General features: G+C 53.0%; 15 protein-coding genes. 6 read left to right on the forward strand and 9 right to left on the reverse strand.

What is annotated here, in order from left to right; all coding sequences use genetic code 11:
* Positions 1-142 precede the first annotated feature (142 nt).
* The 5 genes from RAHAQ2_RS23555 (at position 143) to RAHAQ2_RS23575 (ending at position 3,881) form a co-directional block, all read left to right on the forward strand.
* The gene (locus RAHAQ2_RS23555; protein WP_014341892.1) at positions 143-1,084 is read left to right on the forward strand and encodes a metal ABC transporter substrate-binding protein; all 942 of its coding nucleotides are present in this window, start codon (positions 143-145) and stop codon (positions 1,082-1,084) included.
* Positions 1,081-1,860, forward strand: coding sequence for an ATP-binding cassette domain-containing protein (locus RAHAQ2_RS23560; RefSeq protein WP_014341893.1), 780 nt, complete (start codon positions 1,081-1,083; stop codon positions 1,858-1,860). The genes RAHAQ2_RS23555 and RAHAQ2_RS23560 overlap by 4 nt, the downstream gene beginning before the upstream one ends.
* Positions 1,857-2,711, forward strand: coding sequence for a metal ABC transporter permease (locus tag RAHAQ2_RS23565; protein ID WP_014341894.1), 855 nt, complete (start codon positions 1,857-1,859; stop codon positions 2,709-2,711). Before RAHAQ2_RS23560 ends, RAHAQ2_RS23565 begins: the two co-directional genes overlap by 4 nt.
* Complete coding sequence (locus RAHAQ2_RS23570; protein ID WP_014341895.1) at positions 2,708-3,562, forward strand: metal ABC transporter permease; 855 nt, start codon at positions 2,708-2,710, stop codon at positions 3,560-3,562. Before RAHAQ2_RS23565 ends, RAHAQ2_RS23570 begins: the two co-directional genes overlap by 4 nt.
* A gap of 139 nt (positions 3,563-3,701) precedes the next feature.
* Positions 3,702-3,881 (forward strand): hypothetical protein, encoded by a 180-nt coding sequence (locus RAHAQ2_RS23575; protein WP_014341896.1) that lies wholly within the window; start codon positions 3,702-3,704, stop codon positions 3,879-3,881.
* A gap of 179 nt (positions 3,882-4,060) precedes the next feature.
* Here the strand turns inward: RAHAQ2_RS23575 and mtr are convergent, their stop codons facing one another.
* The 7 genes from mtr to RAHAQ2_RS23610 all read right to left on the reverse strand — a co-directional run bounded on the left by mtr (position 4,061) and on the right by RAHAQ2_RS23610 (position 12,835).
* On the reverse strand, positions 4,061-5,305 hold the full coding sequence (mtr, locus tag RAHAQ2_RS23580; protein ID WP_014341897.1) for a tryptophan permease: 1,245 nt from the start codon (positions 5,303-5,305) through the stop codon (positions 4,061-4,063).
* A 961-nt stretch (positions 5,306-6,266) separates the two neighbouring features.
* Positions 6,267-7,001 carry a pirin family protein gene (locus RAHAQ2_RS23585; RefSeq protein ID WP_014341899.1) on the reverse strand — a complete coding sequence of 245 codons (735 nt, stop codon included), beginning with the start codon at positions 6,999-7,001 and terminating at the stop codon, positions 6,267-6,269.
* Positions 7,002-7,071: 70 nt separating this feature from the next.
* Positions 7,072-8,805 (reverse strand): ABC-F family ATP-binding cassette domain-containing protein, encoded by a 1,734-nt coding sequence (locus RAHAQ2_RS23590; protein WP_014341900.1) that lies wholly within the window; start codon positions 8,803-8,805, stop codon positions 7,072-7,074.
* A 288-nt stretch (positions 8,806-9,093) separates the two neighbouring features.
* Positions 9,094-10,332, reverse strand: a complete 1,239-nt coding sequence (locus RAHAQ2_RS23595) for an MFS transporter (RefSeq protein ID WP_014341901.1) — start codon at positions 10,330-10,332, stop codon at positions 9,094-9,096.
* A gap of 137 nt (positions 10,333-10,469) precedes the next feature.
* Positions 10,470-11,393, reverse strand: coding sequence for an alpha/beta fold hydrolase (locus RAHAQ2_RS23600; protein WP_014341902.1), 924 nt, complete (start codon positions 11,391-11,393; stop codon positions 10,470-10,472).
* A 74-nt stretch (positions 11,394-11,467) separates the two neighbouring features.
* Positions 11,468-12,070 carry a TetR/AcrR family transcriptional regulator gene (locus tag RAHAQ2_RS23605; protein WP_014341903.1) on the reverse strand — a complete coding sequence of 201 codons (603 nt, stop codon included), beginning with the start codon at positions 12,068-12,070 and terminating at the stop codon, positions 11,468-11,470.
* A gap of 87 nt (positions 12,071-12,157) precedes the next feature.
* Entirely contained in the window at positions 12,158-12,835 is a 678-nt protein-coding gene (locus tag RAHAQ2_RS23610) for an SDR family oxidoreductase (RefSeq protein ID WP_014341904.1), read from the reverse strand.
* 335 nt (positions 12,836-13,170) lie between these two features.
* Here RAHAQ2_RS23610 and RAHAQ2_RS23615 point away from each other — a divergent pair, with 335 nt between their 5' ends.
* Positions 13,171-13,944, forward strand: a complete 774-nt coding sequence (locus RAHAQ2_RS23615; RefSeq protein ID WP_014341905.1) for a DUF3750 domain-containing protein — start codon at positions 13,171-13,173, stop codon at positions 13,942-13,944.
* A 163-nt stretch (positions 13,945-14,107) separates the two neighbouring features.
* On the opposite strand, the gene fumA is transcribed toward RAHAQ2_RS23615, so the two are convergent.
* Positions 14,108-15,754, reverse strand: coding sequence for a class I fumarate hydratase FumA (fumA, locus tag RAHAQ2_RS23620; protein WP_014341906.1), 1,647 nt, complete (start codon positions 15,752-15,754; stop codon positions 14,108-14,110).
* A gap of 190 nt (positions 15,755-15,944) precedes the next feature.
* Positions 15,945-17,456: an anion permease gene (locus tag RAHAQ2_RS23625; protein ID WP_037040907.1), complete on the reverse strand. Its 1,512-nt coding sequence runs from the start codon at positions 17,454-17,456 to the stop codon at positions 15,945-15,947.
* Between the last annotated feature and the right edge of the window lie 22 nt (positions 17,457-17,478).

A 17,478-nucleotide genomic window follows, 5' to 3' on the forward strand; every position in this document is an offset into this window, starting at 1 on the left:
ACACCACGGCAACTCACGCATTGTAAACCAAGTGCACACATCTACCAATTTTTGAAAACTTTGCCTTGGCTATGGAGTATAGCCTGTGCTATATCTGAGTAATAAACCGCCGGTTAATGCGCAGAGTGACAGGAGAGATTTCATGGGAAAAGGACAAAACATCTTAAAATTATTCAGCTATTCGCCGTTTCGTTTGCGGCTGATGCTGGTCGGCATGATCGTGGCGCTGATCACCGGAAACGCGCAGGCGGCTGAAAAAGACAAAAAGAAGTTTAAAATCGTCACCACGTTCACGGTGATTCAGAATATCGCGCAGAATGTTGCCGGTGATGCCGCCACGGTGGAATCAATCACCAAACCTGGCGCAGAAATCCATGATTATCAGCCAACACCACGCGATATTGTGAAAACCCAGTCTGCGGATCTGATTCTGTGGAACGGCTTTAATCTCGAACGCTGGTTTGGCCGCTTCTTCGCGAATATCAAAAATGTGCCTTCGGTGACCGTCACGGACGGCATTGCGCCGCTGCCGATTCAGGAAGGGCCGTATGTCGGCAACCCGAACCCTCATGCCTGGATGTCTGCCAAAAACGCGCTGGTTTACGTCGAAAATATCCGCGCCGCACTGGTGAAATATGACCCTGAAAACGCTGCCGTTTATGACCGCAACGCCAAAAGTTACGCCGAAAAAATCAGCCAGCTCGATGCACCGCTGCGCGAACGGCTGGCGAAAATTCCGGCCGGTCAGCGCTGGCTGGTGACCAGCGAAGGCGCGTTCAGTTATCTGGCAAAAGATTATGGTTTGAAAGAAGCCTACCTGTGGCCGATCAATGCTGAAGAGCAGGGCACACCGCAGCAGGTGAAAAAAATCATTGATCTGGTGCGTCAGCAAAATATTCCGGTGGTCTTCAGCGAAAGCACCATCTCGGACAAACCGGCGAAGCAGGTCAGCAAAGAGACGGGCGCGAAATATGGCGGCTTGTTGTATGTCGATTCCCTGTCTGCCGCTGACGGGCCGGTGCCAACCTACATTGATTTGCTGAAAGTCACGGTGGGTACCATTGCAGAAGGATTCGGACAATGAATGACACCGCGCTGGATCTCAATGTTGATGATATTTCGGTGACCTACAACAACGGGCATACCGCGATTGAAAATGCCTCGTTCACGCTGCGAGGCGGCTCAATTTGTGCGCTGCTGGGCGTGAATGGCAGCGGTAAATCCACGCTGTTTAAAACCATCATGGGGATGATCCGCCCGACGCACGGGCGAGTGACGCTTGATGGTCTCAATGTGGCCAAAGCGCTGAAACAAAACCTGATCGCGTATGTGCCGCAATCCGAAGAAGTGGACTGGAATTTCCCGGTGCTGGTGCGTGATGTGGTGATGATGGGGCGCTATGGCAAAATGTCGTTTCTGCGTATTCCTTCACAGGAAGATAAAAAACAGGTCGCTTCGGCGCTGGCGCGTGTCGGGCTGACGGAACTGGCCCACCGCCAGATTGGCGAGCTTTCCGGCGGTCAGAAAAAACGCGTTTTCCTCGCGCGGGCACTGGCACAACAGGGGCGGGTGATGTTGCTTGATGAACCGTTTACCGGGGTGGATATCAAAACTGAAAACGCCATTATCGAATTGTTGCGGCAACTGCGCGAGGAAGGGCATCTGATTCTGGTGTCGACGCACAACATCGCCAGCGTGCCCGATTTCTGCGACCGTGTGGTGCTGATCAACCGCACGGTAATAGCTTCCGGTCCGCTGGAAACCACCTTTACGCATCAGAATCTCGAAAGTACCTTCGGCGGCGCGCTGCGCAACATCGGTTATTTAATGCCCCAGGAACCGGTAAGGCGGGTGGTATGACCGAACTGCTGCTTGAGCCGTTTCAGTACAATTACATGGTAAAAGCCATCTGGGTGAGTGCGGGAGTTGGCGCGGTCTGTGCATTTTTATCGGCGTATCTGATGCTCAAAGGCTGGTCGCTGATGGGCGATGCGTTATCGCATTCGGTGGTACCTGGCGTTGCGGGCGCTTACGCGCTGGGCTTTCCCTACGCCATCGGCGCGTTCGGGACCGGAATTCTGGCCGCGCTCTCCATGACACTGCTGCGTCATTTCACCAAGCTGCGGGAAGATGCAATTATCGGTTTTGTATTCTCCACGTTCTTTGCCCTCGGCCTGTTACTGGTGTCGCTTAACCCGACATCCGTCAACGTGCAGTCGATTCTGTTCGGCAATATTTTAGGGATTGATGACGCCGATATTTTGCAGGTACAGATTATTGTCGGCGTTTCACTGCTGGTGCTGTGCGTTATCTGGCGCGATCTGCTGGCGGTGTTTTTCGACGAAGCGCATGCTGTTTCGGTCGGCCTTTCACCGCTGTGGCTGAAAGTGATTTTCTTCACCATTTTCAGCGCGTGCAGCGTAGCGGCGTTACAAACTGTCGGCGCGATTTTAGTGATCGCCATGGTCATTACGCCCGGCGCAACGGCCTATCTGCTGTCGGACCGTTTCTCACATCTGCTGATTATTTCTGTGATCATCGGTGCGGTGACCAGTGCTGCGGGCGCCTGGCTGAGCTATTTCCTCGATGGCGCAACCGGCGGGGTGATTGTCTGCCTGCAAACTACTGTTTTCCTGCTGGCGTTCCTGTTCGCGCCGAAACACGGCTGGCTGGTTAATCATTTGCGTATTAAAAACCGGAGCCGCGCATGATGTCCTGGTTTGACGTGCTGATGGAGCCACTGAGCTTCGATTTTATGCAACGCGCGCTGCTGACCGCTGCCGCTACCAGTATTGTTTGTGCGATATTTTCCTGTTTTCTGGTGCTCAAAGGCTGGTCGCTGATGGGGGATGCCATCTCCCACGCGGTGCTTCCGGGCGTGGTGCTGGCGTATCTTGCCGGAATTCCGCTGGTCATTGGCGCATTCGGTTCCGGTCTGTTTTGCGCCGTAGCTACGGGCTTTATCAAAGAACATTGTCGGGTAAAAGAAGATTCCGTTATGGGGATTGTCTTCTCCGGCATGTTTGCTGCCGGTCTGGTGCTGTTCTCCAGGGTCAATACCGAACAGCATCTCAGCCACATTTTGTTTGGCAACGTGTTAGGTGTGACCGACAGTGAAATGCTGCAAACTCTGATTATCGCCGCTGTCGTGACGCTGGCGATTATCCTCAAATTTAAAGACCTGATGCTGTTTTGCTTTGATCCGGTGCAGGCGAAAGTTATCGGACTGCCGGTGCGTTTTTATCATTATGCGTTGTTATGTATGCTGGCGCTGACCATCGTCGCGGCGTTGCAGGCCGTCGGTGTGGTGCTGGTGGTGGCGATGCTGATCACGCCGGGCATTACGGCGTTTCTGCTGTGTAAGACGTTGCCGAAGATGCTGATGGTTTCCGTGACAACGTCACTTTTTGCCGCCGTCTCAGGTACATTTATCAGCTTCTATATTGATGCCGCGACCGGTCCGACTATTGTGCTGGTTCAGGCCGCTATTTTCCTGCTGGCGCTGACGGCGAATTTACTGCGCAAAACGATCAAACCGCATCAGGCCGCGCCGAATGTATAGTACCGGCGCGGCAGGGCGTCGCATTTCCTTTTTGAGACATTCTGATGACGCCGCTGGCTACCTGCCGCATAAAAGCCTACCATCGACCCGTAACAAACGGGTTTATTGAAGTTCAATGAAGTAAGAGTTAAGGATTGTTATGAGCGAAGTTGCAAGTTCCATCAGTGTGGGCGATAGCTTTACTGTCAAGAACGGCACTACCCATGAGGTAACGGGCTTTGTGAAGAAAGGGGAACGAATTTATCCGACGGTCAAAACTGATCACGGCGATTCGAACTTCACCTTCATCAAAGAAATCGTTTCAGTGAATAAAGCTTAATCGTTAACGACCTTCTCTATGATCGCGGTCTGTTTGCCTTATGCGCAGAGCAGGCTGCGTGATGTCATTGCCCTCAGCAACCCTTCCAGTCGTACTTCTGTCTTTGCCATACCCGACGTTACAGATTCACCGGCGCTTCCGATGGAAGAAACAGATGAATCTGAACTGAACGTAAAAAATTAACGATACACCGGCAGTAAACTCACGCTCGACAGAATGTGCACAACTGCATTCAATACGCCAAACAGCAACACCAGCACAATCATTTTATTGCCGCCCCAGACGCGGTAGAGCGGGCTGCCGAACCGCTGGCGTGATGCCAGCGCCATCAGTGCCGGAACAATGACGGCCCAGACCGTGGCGGCGAGACCGGCAAAACCAATCGCGTAAATAAAGCCATCCGGGTAGATCACACCGCCAACGATCGGCGGCACAAAGGTGACCAGCGCGGTTTTAAAACGACCGGTACGGTTGTCATCGAATTTGAAAAGATCCGCCAGATAGTCGAATAATCCCAGCGTCACACCCAGGAATGAACAGGCCACGGCGAAATTGGAGAAAATCGTCAGCAGCAAATCCAGCCCCGCGCTGTTGAGGATCTGACTCAGTGATTGCACCAGCACATCAATATTGCCACCACGTTCGGCGATGCCAATAAATTCCGGACGCGGAATGTTACCCATCGTGCCCAGCATCCAGATGACATACAACCCGAGCGCCATCAGTGTGCCCAGCAACAGGCATTTTTTGATGACATGCGGATTCTTACCGTAATACTTCATCAGGCTCGGTACATTACCGTGATAGCCAAACGAGGCCAGACAAAACGGCAGCGTCGCCAGCACATACGGCGCATAGCTTGGGTTCAGCTCCACGCTGTTAAGCAAATTCACCGGTTTGATGTGCCACAGCAGGCTGCCAAACGTCAGGAAAAAGGCGATGATTTTGGCACCCAGCACAATGGCGGTCATGCGGCTCACGGCACGGGTGCTGAGCCAGACGATAAACGCAACCACCAGTGCGGTCAGCAGGCCGCCAAGGCGGGGTGAAAAGCTCACTGACATTTCGCGCAACGTATGCTGGATAACCGAACCACTGGCAGAAATATACGCGTAAGTCAGGATATACAGCACAAACGCGATGGTAATGCCATTCAGCCGGTTCCAGTTTTTTCCCAGCAAATCGCCGGTGACGGTATTAAAGCTGGAACCTACAGGATAGTTAAGATTCGCTTCGAGGATCATCAGGCCGGAGTGCAGCATACAGAACCAGGTAAAAATCAGTGCGGCGACTGACCAGAAAAACCAGGCCCCGGACATCACCACCGGCAAAGAAAACATCCCTGCACCGATGATAGTTCCACTAATTATCATTGCGCCGCCCAATACGGAATGTTGCGGGGCGGTCACGGAAAGCGTCGCCATAGTGCGGATCCTCGCGTGGCTTTTATCACGATTCGTTAAATGAATTGCTGTAAAAGATTTGATATGAAAAGTGACCGGAAATCGCGCGTTTATGCTGCGGTCAGGGTCCTGAGCGCAGCAATATAGTGGATTTGAGTACAAATGTATACTGTCGAACTAGTTTGCTGGTACAAAGGTGGCCGATATTACGATCAGCAGGGCGGAAGGAGCAGGAGATGTGTACGCAGGATTATTTTTATTCGACTTTTTGGTTAATGGTCTTATCAATATCTTTGGTATAGGTCACAGATTTCATTATGTTTTCTAATATGGCGTCGATTAAAAAAACTGTTCGTAAATACAGGGTTGACACACGATTTATAGCGAGTAGATTAGAACTCAGCACCAGAGAGAAATGGAATGAGAATTTTATTTCGCGGTGCATTTAGCAGGTTGATAAACTTGCAAGTAATGAGATGCGATAAAGGTCACGAAGTATTTTAGTTTGGGTGATTCAACACCGGATTGTAATTTAAAATCCGTGAGATGATGCTTTAAGGCCATGCAGCAAAGCTGTGCGATCGCATGATGTGGAAGAAAACGCGATGATGTAACGCCTTGTTAGTCAGAGTTATGTTCGCGATTTGGGTACGTTAAGTCTGAAATCGAGAATATCGCGACGAGAGTAAGGTCACGCATCAAAGAGTATATATCGCGAGGGTGATGTACTCATTTATCCCGACTGAAAACCGGTATAAGTGAAATTAACAGGATAGCAATGTTATTCCACAAAATTATAGGAGGATAGCGTTACCTGGCTTCAAAATATATCCTGTGAAAATATGTACGTCTTTAGAAGTTGTAATATGTAATTAAGTTGATGAATGTTAAATATTAATTTGATAGTACCTTAAAAGCCCCGGTTTAACGACTGGGGCTTTTACATTTTAAGTGTCAGAATTTATTACTTTCCGCTGTTTTTCTACTTCCCGCTAATTGTCCCTTCCAGAATGGCTTCCGCACCCAGACAAACGAGAAAACACACCAGGGTGGTCTCTCTTTTGGCCGAGGCGGCAGGTAATGCACTTTCCTCATCGCTGATCGCATCACCTTTTGACAGGCTGACGTCCGCAATGCTGATTTCACCATCCATGACATACAACCATTGTGCAAATCCCGGGTGCGCAGGAATTTCCGTGGTGCTTTTTTCATCCATGCGGATGTCATAAACATACACCGCCTGACGAATTTCCAGTGGGGATTCAATACCTTCCGGCGCGGCCAGCAGCGTCCATTCGTTTTGCTTTACGCCGTCCGGACGCTCCATAAACTGCACACGCCCTTTGAGGTCTGCTTTGCGCGGACGAATGAAAATCTGCAACATTTCGGCCGGCACCAGCGGTGTGGATTCCTCATGCCAGAAGCTTTCTCCGGCATTCATCATCATCAGCTTTTTCGGTGAGAGCGATGCACGATGACCAGCAGAATCTTCGTGCACCATCGAACCGCGCCACAGGTAGCTGAAAATTTCATCGTTATTATGCTCATGCATTTTTACCAGTGTACCCAGTTCCAGGTTGGCATGATCGATAACACTGAGCGGCCCGAACGCATCGTCGCTACTGTCTGGCACAATTTTCCCAGGACGCATGCGGCGGATACGGAACGGGCCGTATTCGAAGGTGGTTTTAGGCTCAGCACGTAAAACGTTAAACATAATTTCTCCGACAGGAACAGGAACGCGTTGTGTTAGTAAAAATCAGAATACTGTTTCTTAACATATGTCTTTAAAGCAGATCCAGCAACGCATTCAGTTCAGCAATCTTTTGCTGCCACTGGCGTTGCAGTGCCGGTTTCTGATGCTTAGGCTTTCTTGCCAGATCCTCTTCCAGCTTGTTTTCCAGTTCCATCAGTGTCGCCAGCAGGCGTTCTTCTTCCGTGTCCTGAATCGCCGTGCTATGCGCCATAACGTCAGAGACCGGCGTGCTGGTCACAGGAACCGCGCCCGCCAGAATCGCATATACCGGTGCAGGTGAATGCCATTCTTCCAGACGCTGCTGGTCTATCAACCAGAAACGGTTACAGCTTTGCTCGATCAGTGTCCTGTCATGGGAAACCATCAGCACCGCGCCGCTGAAGGTTTTCAGCGTTTCGGCCAGTTCCTCTTTGCCTTCCAGATCCAGATGATTAGTCGGCTCGTCGAGCAACAAAAGGGAGTAGTTTGCCAGCGTCAGGCCGATAAATAAAAGCCGTGAACGCTCGCCACCGCTGAGCGTGCCCACTTTTTGCTGATGGCGGATATACGGAAATCCCGCACCGATCAGCGCCATTTTCCGCTGTTCTTCGGTCAGCGGCGCGAAATGTGCCAGGGCATCCGAAAGCGAATCGTTATCCTGCAACTGATGCTGGTTCTGATCGTAATAACCCATTCGCAACCGCGGGTGGAAAACCACGCCACAGGTCGCTGTTTCCGGACAGATAAACGCCTGCCATAAACTGTGCAGAAGGGATGATTTACCGCAGCCGTTACGCCCGACCAGCGCGATACGGTCGCCGCTTTTCACCCGCATTTCATCGAGGGTAAACAGCACGGGCGCGTCAGCCGCCGGTCGCACCTGTAAGTCAGACAGCGCCAGCACGCGGTCTGCCGCCAGCGCTTCACCGTTGAGGCGCAGCTTCCACTGATTGCCTGCGGTAACGTCAGTTTGATCTTCCTTCATGCGCACCACCTGCTTTTCCATTTGCTTGGCTTTACGTGCCAGCCCTTCGTTGTCGTAAACGCTGCCCCAGACGGCCAGCCGTTTGGCGCTGAGCGTCACGCGGTCAATTTCCTTTTGCTCGGCTTTGCGGCGCAGTGCGTCGGCAATGTCCTTTTCCTTCAGTGCCTGACGCGCCTGCGTGCAGGGCAGGCGGATAAATTGCAGTGTTTTATCGCGCAGGATCCAGGTGGCGTTGGTTACGCTGTCCAGCAGACTGCGGTCATGGGACACCAGTACAAAGCTGCCCGCCCAGTCTTTCAGAAACCGCTCCAGCCACAGTAATGTCGGCAGATCCAGATGATTGCTCGGCTCATCGAGCAGCAATAAATCCGGCTGGCGTATCAGCGCCCGCGCCAGCAGCAGGCGGGTATGCTGACCGCCACTGAGCGTGCCCGCCGTCAGTTCCCAGGCATTCTCATCAAAACCAAGGCTGGAAAGCAGCACCTGCGCCTGCCAGGGTTCCGGCTGATGAAGGCTGCCGGGCAGATAACCGAGCACCGATTCCAGCAGGGTACAATCATTGAGTTCAACGGGGAGATGCTGTTCGACACGCGCCATCAGGCACTGATTCGCCAGCGTAACGGTGCCGGAAGAGGCCGCCAGTTCGCCGCTGAGGATTTTCAGCAAGGTACTTTTGCCACAGCCGTTATGGCCGATGAGACCAATGCGGTCGCCTTTTTTCAGGCCGAAGGAAATCTCAGCCAGCAACGGGCCGAAGGCGTTATCGAAAGATAAAGATTGTGCGGATAATAATGTCGTCATGATGCTTACTCAGGTTTTCAGGCATAGAAATGCCAGTCGTCATAAAAGCCGACGATAACCGGTAAGCCGGAGGGAAGTTCTCAGATTGTCAGTTAGCTTCGCTCAAGCAGGTTATCGCGGCACGGTGCCGGAAATGCCTGAGCAGTGACGATCGCTAAGGACGAGTGAAATTAAAAAAACTTCACGGGTCAGCATGGCAATCCTCCTTATATAACATTGATGAATGAATGAACTGATTATATTGGGGAATTTTGAATTGTTCCAGTGAGAAAATTCCCCTGAAGAATGTCAGGCTTCAACTGTTTCATTTTCCAGTTTCTGCCGTTTCCGCAGGCCAGGGAACCAGGTCATCCACAGTCCGACCACGATCAGCGTGCCGACACCGCCGATAGCGGCGGCAGGCACCGCGCCGACCCAGGCGGCCAGCAGACCGGATTCAAATTCGCCGAGCTGATTCGACGTGTTGATGAAGATAGAGTTCACGGCGCTGACACGGCCACGCATGTCGTCTGGGGTGTCGAGCTGCACCAGCGCACCGCGGATCACCATGCTGATCATGTCGAAGCCGCCAAGAGCGAACAGCGCGAACATTGATAACCACAGCGAAGTCGAAAACGCGAAGACCAGTGTGGCAGCGCCAAAACCGGCGACAGCGGCGAACATAATTTTCCCGACATTACGGTTGAGCGCGCGATGGCTCAGCCAGAACCCGACGATCAGCCCGCCGACCGCCGGTGCGCCGCGCAATAAACCTAAACCCCACGGCCCGGTATGCAGAATGTCATGGGCGAAAATCGGCAGCAGGGCGGTTGCGCCGCCGAGTAAAACGGCGAACAGGTCGAGCGAAATCACCCCCAGCACGTCCGGTCTGGCGCGGATAAAACCAATGCCCGCGAACAGTGTTTTGAAGGTTGCCGGAACACGGCGCGGCGGGACCTGTTCATAGCGTAAACGGCTGACCATCACGATAGACAACAGATAAAGACAGGCGCACACGGCGTAAGCGACACCTGCGCCAGCGACGTACAGAAAGCCGCCCAGCGCCGGGCCGACCATCGACGCAGCCTGACCGGAAACGCTGGTGGCAGCCATTGCGCGGGCCAGCAAATTCGGGGGCACCAGCGCGGGCAACATTGACTGTAAGGAAGGTGCTTCCATGGCTTTGGCGGTCGAAATCACGAAAATCAGGCCGAGCACAATCACTTCATTGACGTGATGCGTCAGCGTCAGATAAGCCAGCGCACCCGTCGCCACCCATTCGGCGATTTGCCCGAGCAGTACCACGCGGCGGCGGTCAAACTGATCGGCAACGTGACCGGCCACCAGCGCCAGCGCAACGGAGGGGACAAACTGCACCAGTCCGATTAGCCCCAGATCAAATGCGCGACCGGTGATCGAATAAATCTGCCAGCTCACCACGATGGAAAGCATCTGGAAACCGAAACTGGATGCCGCACGGGCAATCCAGAAAGCAACAAACGAGCGGTGCTGTAACAGCGAGTCCGAATGACCGGCAGAAGCAGACATGACAAATCCCTGAAAATGAAAGATGCCGTGTCTGCGGTTTTTGAAGACTCGTTAGCCCGGCAATTATTATGTATGCAAATTATTAACAAACAATCCGAGTTGCATATTTATCATAAAAAGTTCAGCAAATCTTCATCTCACATTGTGAAGAAATTATGCAGTTCACGGGCTAAGGCTTCCGGTTGTTCGTCGGGAATGAAATGACCGCTGTGAGGGATGATGATGCCGGTAACATTTTCAGCGAAAGCGTGCAGGGGAATCGCCATATCCGGGATCGACCCCTGATCGGCGCTGACCGCCAGCACCGGCATTTTCAGTTTTCCGCGACGGTTCAGTTCACGGTTTTGCTCAGCCGATTCTGTGACCGACCGGTAATACGCCAGCCCGGCGCGCAGGCCGCCGCTTTTCAGAAACACCCGCAGATACTCGCTGATATCGTCGTCAGTAAAAGCATCCGGCGCGGCAGTTTTGCGGCGTAAAAACCAGTCGAGATACACGCGTTCATTACCGGCGATCAGCGCTTCAGGCAAATCAGGCAACGTGTGGAAGGCAAAATGCCAGGTTTTCCACGACTTGTCCGGTGTGACCGGCAGCGCGTCCGGTAAGGTGATCCCGGGGATCCCCGCATCCAGCAGCGCGAGACGTTGCACTTCCCCGCCATACATCGCGGCGTAAGGATATGCCACCCACGCGCCGACATCATGCGCTGCCAGTGAATAACGCTTGTGGCCGAGAAGCTGCATTAACCCGTGGATTTTCTGCGCCAGACTTTGTGTGTCGTAACCGGTCTGCGGCCGGTCCGAATCGCCCTGACCGGGCAGGTCCGGTGCCACCAGCCAGAAATCCTCTGCCAGTGCTTTCATCACATTGCGCCACGCGTACCAGGTTTGCGGGAAGCCAGCCAGCAGCAACAACACTTTGCCTTGCGGGTTTCCGCCGCTGACATAATGCAACCGCACACCGTCGACGGTGGCGTAGCGATGCGTAAAACCGGAAAGGGTGAGATCAGCGACAGCAAAAGGCGCAGCAGATACTACAGCGGACGGGGTGATATCAGTCATAACAAATCTCCGTAACGTTAATGATTACAAACCTTTATTTAGGAAATGTTTATTTCCTAAATGAGAAAAAAATTTTAATCGAGGATTTTAAGCGCCAGTTTCAGCGTGGTTTCGCTGGCCTGATTGTTTTCGACTTTACCGGCGACACGCATGCCTAAAACGATCCATAACAGCAGGGATGATGCGGCCTGCGCATCGATATCCGCCGCGACAGAACCGTCCTGCTGGCCCTGTTCAATAAGGGAGGCGAGGAACGATTTGTTGCGCATAATGGCCTGACGCACCAGCGCGGCGAGTTCGTCATCCAGCGTGAGCAACCCGACGGTGCTGCCGACGACCAGACATCCGCGGCGGCCTTCAATTTCATGGGAAGAACGCAGGTAAAAGCGCAGTACTTCGGCAATGCGTTCGCGGCCAGTGGCGGCGCGTTCGATTTGCTGGCGTAACTGGATATTTCGCAGCGAGGTGTAGCGTTCAAATACGTTGAGAAACAGAGTACGTTTATCGCTGAAGGCTTTATAAATACTGCCTGCGGTGAGATTCATGGCCTGACTGAGATCGCTGATGGACGCCGCATGAAAGCCTTTTTCACGAAACACCGTCATGGCGTTATCCAGTGCAAGTTCAGTATCGAATTCACGCGGACGACCACGATCCTTCGGGGAAGAGGATGCCATAAAAAAACCACCATTAGGAAACGTCTATTTCCTAATGGTGGCATTAACACAAAAACGGATCAAGCCCTTTGTCAGCTCACACCGTATTTACCAGCGCAGCTCACGGCCGGAATATTCAACAAAGTGATGGCCACCTTTGCCGCGCCAGGCTTCGAACTGATCGACAATGCCGGTGGCGCTTTCGGTCACGGTGAGTGTGGCATTTTCACCGCCCATATCAGTCTGTACCCAGCCCGGATGCACGGAAAGCAGCGTCAGTTCTTGTTTTTCAATCTGTTCCAGCAACCCGCGGGTCAGCATATTCAGCGCAGCTTTACTGGCGGAATAAAGCGGATAAGTCGCCACGTCATTCTCATTGAGGCTCGACAGTTCAGAGGTCATCAGTGCCAGCACGCCGGTGCGGTGGTTCAGGAAAGGCAGTAATTCACCGGCGCAACGGACAGGGGAAATGGCGTTAGTCAAAAACAACTGAATAATTTCTTCATCGCTGGCCTGATGAAGATCCTGATGATCCGGACCAAACACGCCTGCATTCACAAAAATCAGATCAAAATGGCTTTCGGAAAGTGCGTCTTTCACCGCCTCCCGCGCTTCGGATTTATTGATGTCCAGTTTTACCCATTCAACAGCCGCCGGGGTTTTGGCCGGAACGGCATCACGCGTTGTGGCGGTAACCTGCCAGCCGCGTTTTGCGAGTACATCCACCACACCCAAACCGATACCGCGTGATGCGCCGATGATCAATGCTTTCTTAGAGTCAGTCATATTCATCCTTTTATAATCAAAGCGTTAACGTCAATTTATTGTTTTCATTTAATGCGCGAAATCTCTTCAGTGTTGCGGGCAGTATGAGCCAGCAAGGCGGTTGCAACAATGGGCTGGAGTCTGATTTTGGCCGCCGCACAATCAGGTGCTGCTCGACTGGCACTTTATTGCCCGGGCCAGTGCGTGAATTAGATCACTGACGGGCGAGTCGGATAACCGGAATCAGTCCGATCATGCTGCAGGCGGCCACTTACGGCAGACTTTCGCGTTGCCAGTCATGCCCTGAGTGAGTACTGTTGTTCTTTTAAACGGACCGGCAAAAAGGTGAATAAAGCATGATCGCCATAAAGTGGGTAAGTCTCGGGTTTGTTCTGGTTTTACTGCTGTCTTTCGGATATAGCTACGCCAGAGCAACACAAACCCGGACAGAACCCGCAGGCCAGAGCTGGTCAACGGCACGACGGACTTCAGCCGGTATTGCGCCGGATCCTGTCAGACTGAAAAGCATCGCCATTATCCAGATTTATGCCGCGCCCACTTATGGCTGGCGCGGGCTGGTGGCGGTTCATCCGTGGATAATTTACAAACGTGAAGGTGAAACAGCATTTACCCGTTATGACGTGATCAGCTGGGGCAGCACCAACGTGGTGCGCCGTGATTATGCTATTCCCGATGGTTATTGGTTTGGCTCGCAGCCCCGGATACTGGTCGATCACCGTGGCGCGCAGGCGCAAATAATGATCCCAAAAATAGAGGCGGCGATCAAAAGCTATCCGTATCCGCATACTTATCATGCGTGGCCGGGGCCAAACAGTAATACGTTTATCGCGCATATCGGGCGTGAAGTGCCGGATCTGGCGCTTGATCTTCCTTCCAATGCGATCGGCAAAGATTACCGGGGAATTACAAATCCGATCGGTTTACCGCCATCAGGGCGCGGTGTGCAGGTTTCTCTGCTGGGACTGCTGGGCGTGACGCTGGGCGTGGAAGAGGGCGTTGAAGTCAACGTGCTTGGGCTGAATCTGGGTATTGATGTGAAGAACCCGGCATTACGGTTGCCGTTTGTCGGACGGGTCGGCTTTGATAATCCGGGCAAAGCGGAGCTTTAACGGTATCATTGCATAACAGGCATCAGAACGACGAAGGTATATAAGATGGGTATTCCGGTTTCAGGAACCCGGTATTGAGACGACTTTGTCGTTCCTCCTCTGAAGCATTCCCCATAAAAAGGCCCGCCACTTCTGGCAGGCCTTTTGTTTTTTCAGGGGGCGATTACTTCACACACTTCGCGCAAGTATTGGCGTGGATTTGCTGGAAGAAATCGTTGCCTTTGTCATCGACCAGGATGAACGCCGGGAAGTTTTCGACTTCGATTTTCCAGATGGCTTCCATTCCTAATTCAGGATATTCCACACATTCCAGACTCTTGATGCTTTGCTGCGCCAGAACCGCTGCCGGGCCGCCGATGCTACCGAGATAGAAACCGCCGTGTTTATGGCAGGCGTCGGTCACCTGCTGGCTGCGGTTACCTTTGGCCAGCATGATCATGCTGCCGCCGTTGGATTGCAGAAGATCTACGTAAGAATCCATACGGCCAGCGGTGGTTGGGCCGAGGGAGCCGGAGGCGTAACCTTCCGGGGTTTTCGCCGGGCCCGCGTAGTAGATCGGGTGATCTTTGATGTACTGCGGCAAACCTTCGCCGTTATCCAGACGCTCTTTCAGTTTGGCGTGTGCGATGTCACGACCGACGATAATCGTACCGCTCAGGGACAGGCGGGTAGACACCGGATATTCAGAAAGCTGCGCCAGGATTTCAGGCATCGGACGGTTCAGGTCAACTTTCACCACACCGGCTTCGCCTTGCTCACGCAGGGCTTCAGGAATGTACTGGCCCGGATTGTCTTCCAGTTTTTCGATCCAGATACCGTCACGGTTGATTTTGGCCTTGATATTACGGTCTGCGGAGCAGGAAACGCCCATCCCGACCGGACAGGATGCACCGTGACGTGGCAGACGTACTACGCGGATATCGTGGGCAAAGTATTTGCCGCCGAACTGCGCGCCGAGACCAAGATTGTTGGCTTCGGCCAGCAGTTCCTGTTCGAGATTCACATCACGGAATGCCTGACCGTGCTCGTTACCTTCCGTTGGCAGACCATCGTAATAATGCGTGGAGGCCAGTTTTACGGTTTTCAGCGTCGCTTCAGCAGACGTACCGCCAATCACAAACGCAATGTGGTACGGCGGGCAGGCTGCGGTTCCCAGGGTGCGCATTTTATCCACCAGATAATCTTTCAGCTTAGCCGGGGTGATCAGCGCTTTGGTTTCCTGATACAGATAGGTTTTATTCGCCGAACCGCCGCCTTTGGCGATGCACAGGAATTTGTACTCATCACCATCGACACTGTAGAGGTCGATTTGTGCAGGCAGGTTGGTGCCGGTGTTCACTTCTTTGTACATATCCAGCGCGGCGTTCTGGGAATAGCGCAGGTTATCCTCGATGAAGGTGTTGTATACGCCCTGAGACAGGCTGGCTTCGTCGCCGCCGCCGGTCCAGACGCGCTGACCTTTTTTACCCATGATGATCGCGGTGCCGGTGTCCTGACAGGTCGGCAGAATACCTTTGGCAGCGATTTCAGAGTTTCTCAGGAATTGAAGCGCGACATATTTGTCGTTTTCGCTGGATTCCGGGTCATGAAGAATGGAAGCCACTTGTTGCTGATGCGCAGGTCGCAGCATGAATGACGCGTCGTGAAATGCCTGCTGAGCCAGAAGCGTTAACGCCTGCGGTTCCACTTTTAACACGTCTTCGCCGTCGAAGGTGCTGACGGAGACATGCTCTTTGGTCAGCAGATAATATTCGGTGTCATCTTTGGAAACAGGGAAGGGATTCTGATAATAGAACGGTTTGTTCGACATTGTTTTCTCACTTTTTCCGTTTTTGCCGCCACGGGTGGGACTGTTGAGTCGGTATAGCAGAGGTGTTCGGGGCGACGTTTATATTCGTTCTGTATGTTGCCAGCCAAATACACAGGCTGGCAACGGGGTTTATATGTTTTCTTTAAGTAAATGCTCTGTTAATGCTTTGTGGGTGATTATATCGCCACAATCAGAACATCATCACCATCCACGGATAACCGATGACCAGTAAGGCAATCAGGAAGATGGCACCAAAGATGGTTCCGAGACGCCAGTAATCTTTGGTTGGCAGATAACCGCTACCGTAATAAATCGGGCTTGGGCCGGTACCGTACGGGGTAATGATCCCCATGACGCCCAGAGACGTCACCATCAGCAAACAGAATACCTGCATGTTGATGCCTGGGATTGCCGCACCGATGGTCAGCATGGCCGGTAACAGGGCAGTGGTATGTGCCGTGGTGCTGGCGAAAAGGTAATGCAGCAGATAGAACGCCAGCAGCAGGGCGATGGTTGCTGCCCCCGGCGAAATGCCCCCCATCAGTGCCGCGCCTTCTTTGCCCAGCCAGGCGATAAAACCGGTGCGGGATAGGCCGTCAGCCAGCGCGACCAGCGTGGCGAACCAGGCGAAGGTATTCCAGGCGGGTTTGTTGCTGGTGATGTCATTCCAGTTCAGCACGCCGGTCCACAGCATCAGTACCACGACAAGCAGTGCGGCCATTGCCGGTTCGATAAAGCTCGCAGCGAAAATCCACATCGCCAGGGCGCAGCAGACGAACACCAGCAACAAAATCTCATGACGGGACATTCTGCCCAGTTTTGCCAGCTCAGCGGTGGCCCAGCGCGGCACTTCGTCATTGATTTTCACTTCCGGCGGGTAGAACCAGTACGCCAGCAGTGGCATGGTCAGCAGAAGCAGCAGACCAACCGGCAGGAAGGCGATGAACCACGTGCCCCAGGAAATGTTAATACCGGTCACACTGTTCACGATGCCCAGTGCCAGCAGATTAGGTGCCAGTGCAGACAGGAACATCGAACTGGTGATACAGGCGGCGGTGATCGCCACCCACATCAGGTAAGAACCGATTTTGCGCGCGCTCGGGTCATTCGGTTTTGAGCCGTACAACGGCGGCAGGTTGGCAATGATCGGGTAGATCGTGCCGCCGCTGCGCGCGGTGTTGGAAGGTGTGAACGGTGCCAGTAACAGGTCAGCAAAGGTGATGGCATAACCGAGCGTCAGGCTGCGGCGGCCAAGATATTTCACCAGGATCAGCGCCAGACGGCGGCCGAACTGGGTTTTATCGTAGCCAGCGGCAAACATGAACGCGCCGAAGATTAACCATACTGTGGAGTTACCAAAACCACTGACTGCCCATTTGAAGGACTGTGCGGCGGTTTTGAATTTAGGATCTGCCAGCTCAGCCGGGCTGAAAAGCAACCATTGACTGAACAGGGCGATGACCACCACGCCGGTCAGGCCGATGACGGCACCCGGTAATGGCTCGAAAATCAGACCAATAATAACCCCCACGAAGATGGCGAAGAAATGCCATGCGTGTGGTTCAAGCCCGGCAGGCACCGGAACCAGCAGCAACAGCACGGACACCAGCACGGGAAGTGCCATAAAGATCCAGCGATTTTTTTTGCCTGATTCGGCTTTTTTCGCTGGTTCTTTCACCGCAGTTTTTGATATTTCGCTCATAATATTTATCTTAGGTAGTTAG

The sequence above is a fragment of the Rahnella aquatilis CIP 78.65 = ATCC 33071 genome (assembly GCF_000241955.1).
GTDB lineage: Bacteria > Pseudomonadota > Gammaproteobacteria > Enterobacterales > Enterobacteriaceae > Rahnella > Rahnella aquatilis.

Bases quoted from the DNA above. Each gene is read 5' to 3' on its own strand.
- RAHAQ2_RS23555 (WP_014341892.1), top strand. From the start codon at position 143: ATGGGAAAAGGACAAAACATCTTAAAATTATTCAGCTATTCGCCGTTT.
- RAHAQ2_RS23565 (WP_014341894.1), top strand. From the start codon at position 1,857: ATGACCGAACTGCTGCTTGAGCCGTTTCAGTACAATTACATGGTAAAA.
- RAHAQ2_RS23610 (WP_014341904.1), bottom strand. From the start codon at position 12,835: ATGACTGACTCTAAGAAAGCATTGATCATCGGCGCATCACGCGGTATC.
- RAHAQ2_RS23570 (WP_014341895.1), top strand. From the start codon at position 2,708: ATGATGTCCTGGTTTGACGTGCTGATGGAGCCACTGAGCTTCGATTTT.
- RAHAQ2_RS23590 (WP_014341900.1), bottom strand. From the start codon at position 8,805: ATGACGACATTATTATCCGCACAATCTTTATCTTTCGATAACGCCTTC.
- fumA (WP_014341906.1), bottom strand. From the start codon at position 15,754: ATGTCGAACAAACCGTTCTATTATCAGAATCCCTTCCCTGTTTCCAAA.
- RAHAQ2_RS23605 (WP_014341903.1), bottom strand. From the start codon at position 12,070: ATGGCATCCTCTTCCCCGAAGGATCGTGGTCGTCCGCGTGAATTCGAT.
- RAHAQ2_RS23615 (WP_014341905.1), top strand. From the start codon at position 13,171: ATGATCGCCATAAAGTGGGTAAGTCTCGGGTTTGTTCTGGTTTTACTG.
- RAHAQ2_RS23560 (WP_014341893.1), top strand. From the start codon at position 1,081: ATGAATGACACCGCGCTGGATCTCAATGTTGATGATATTTCGGTGACC.
- RAHAQ2_RS23600 (WP_014341902.1), bottom strand. From the start codon at position 11,393: ATGACTGATATCACCCCGTCCGCTGTAGTATCTGCTGCGCCTTTTGCT.
- RAHAQ2_RS23585 (WP_014341899.1), bottom strand. From the start codon at position 7,001: ATGTTTAACGTTTTACGTGCTGAGCCTAAAACCACCTTCGAATACGGC.
- RAHAQ2_RS23575 (WP_014341896.1), top strand. From the start codon at position 3,702: ATGAGCGAAGTTGCAAGTTCCATCAGTGTGGGCGATAGCTTTACTGTC.
- mtr (WP_014341897.1), bottom strand. From the start codon at position 5,305: ATGGCGACGCTTTCCGTGACCGCCCCGCAACATTCCGTATTGGGCGGC.
- RAHAQ2_RS23625 (WP_037040907.1), bottom strand. From the start codon at position 17,456: ATGAGCGAAATATCAAAAACTGCGGTGAAAGAACCAGCGAAAAAAGCC.
- RAHAQ2_RS23595 (WP_014341901.1), bottom strand. From the start codon at position 10,332: ATGTCTGCTTCTGCCGGTCATTCGGACTCGCTGTTACAGCACCGCTCG.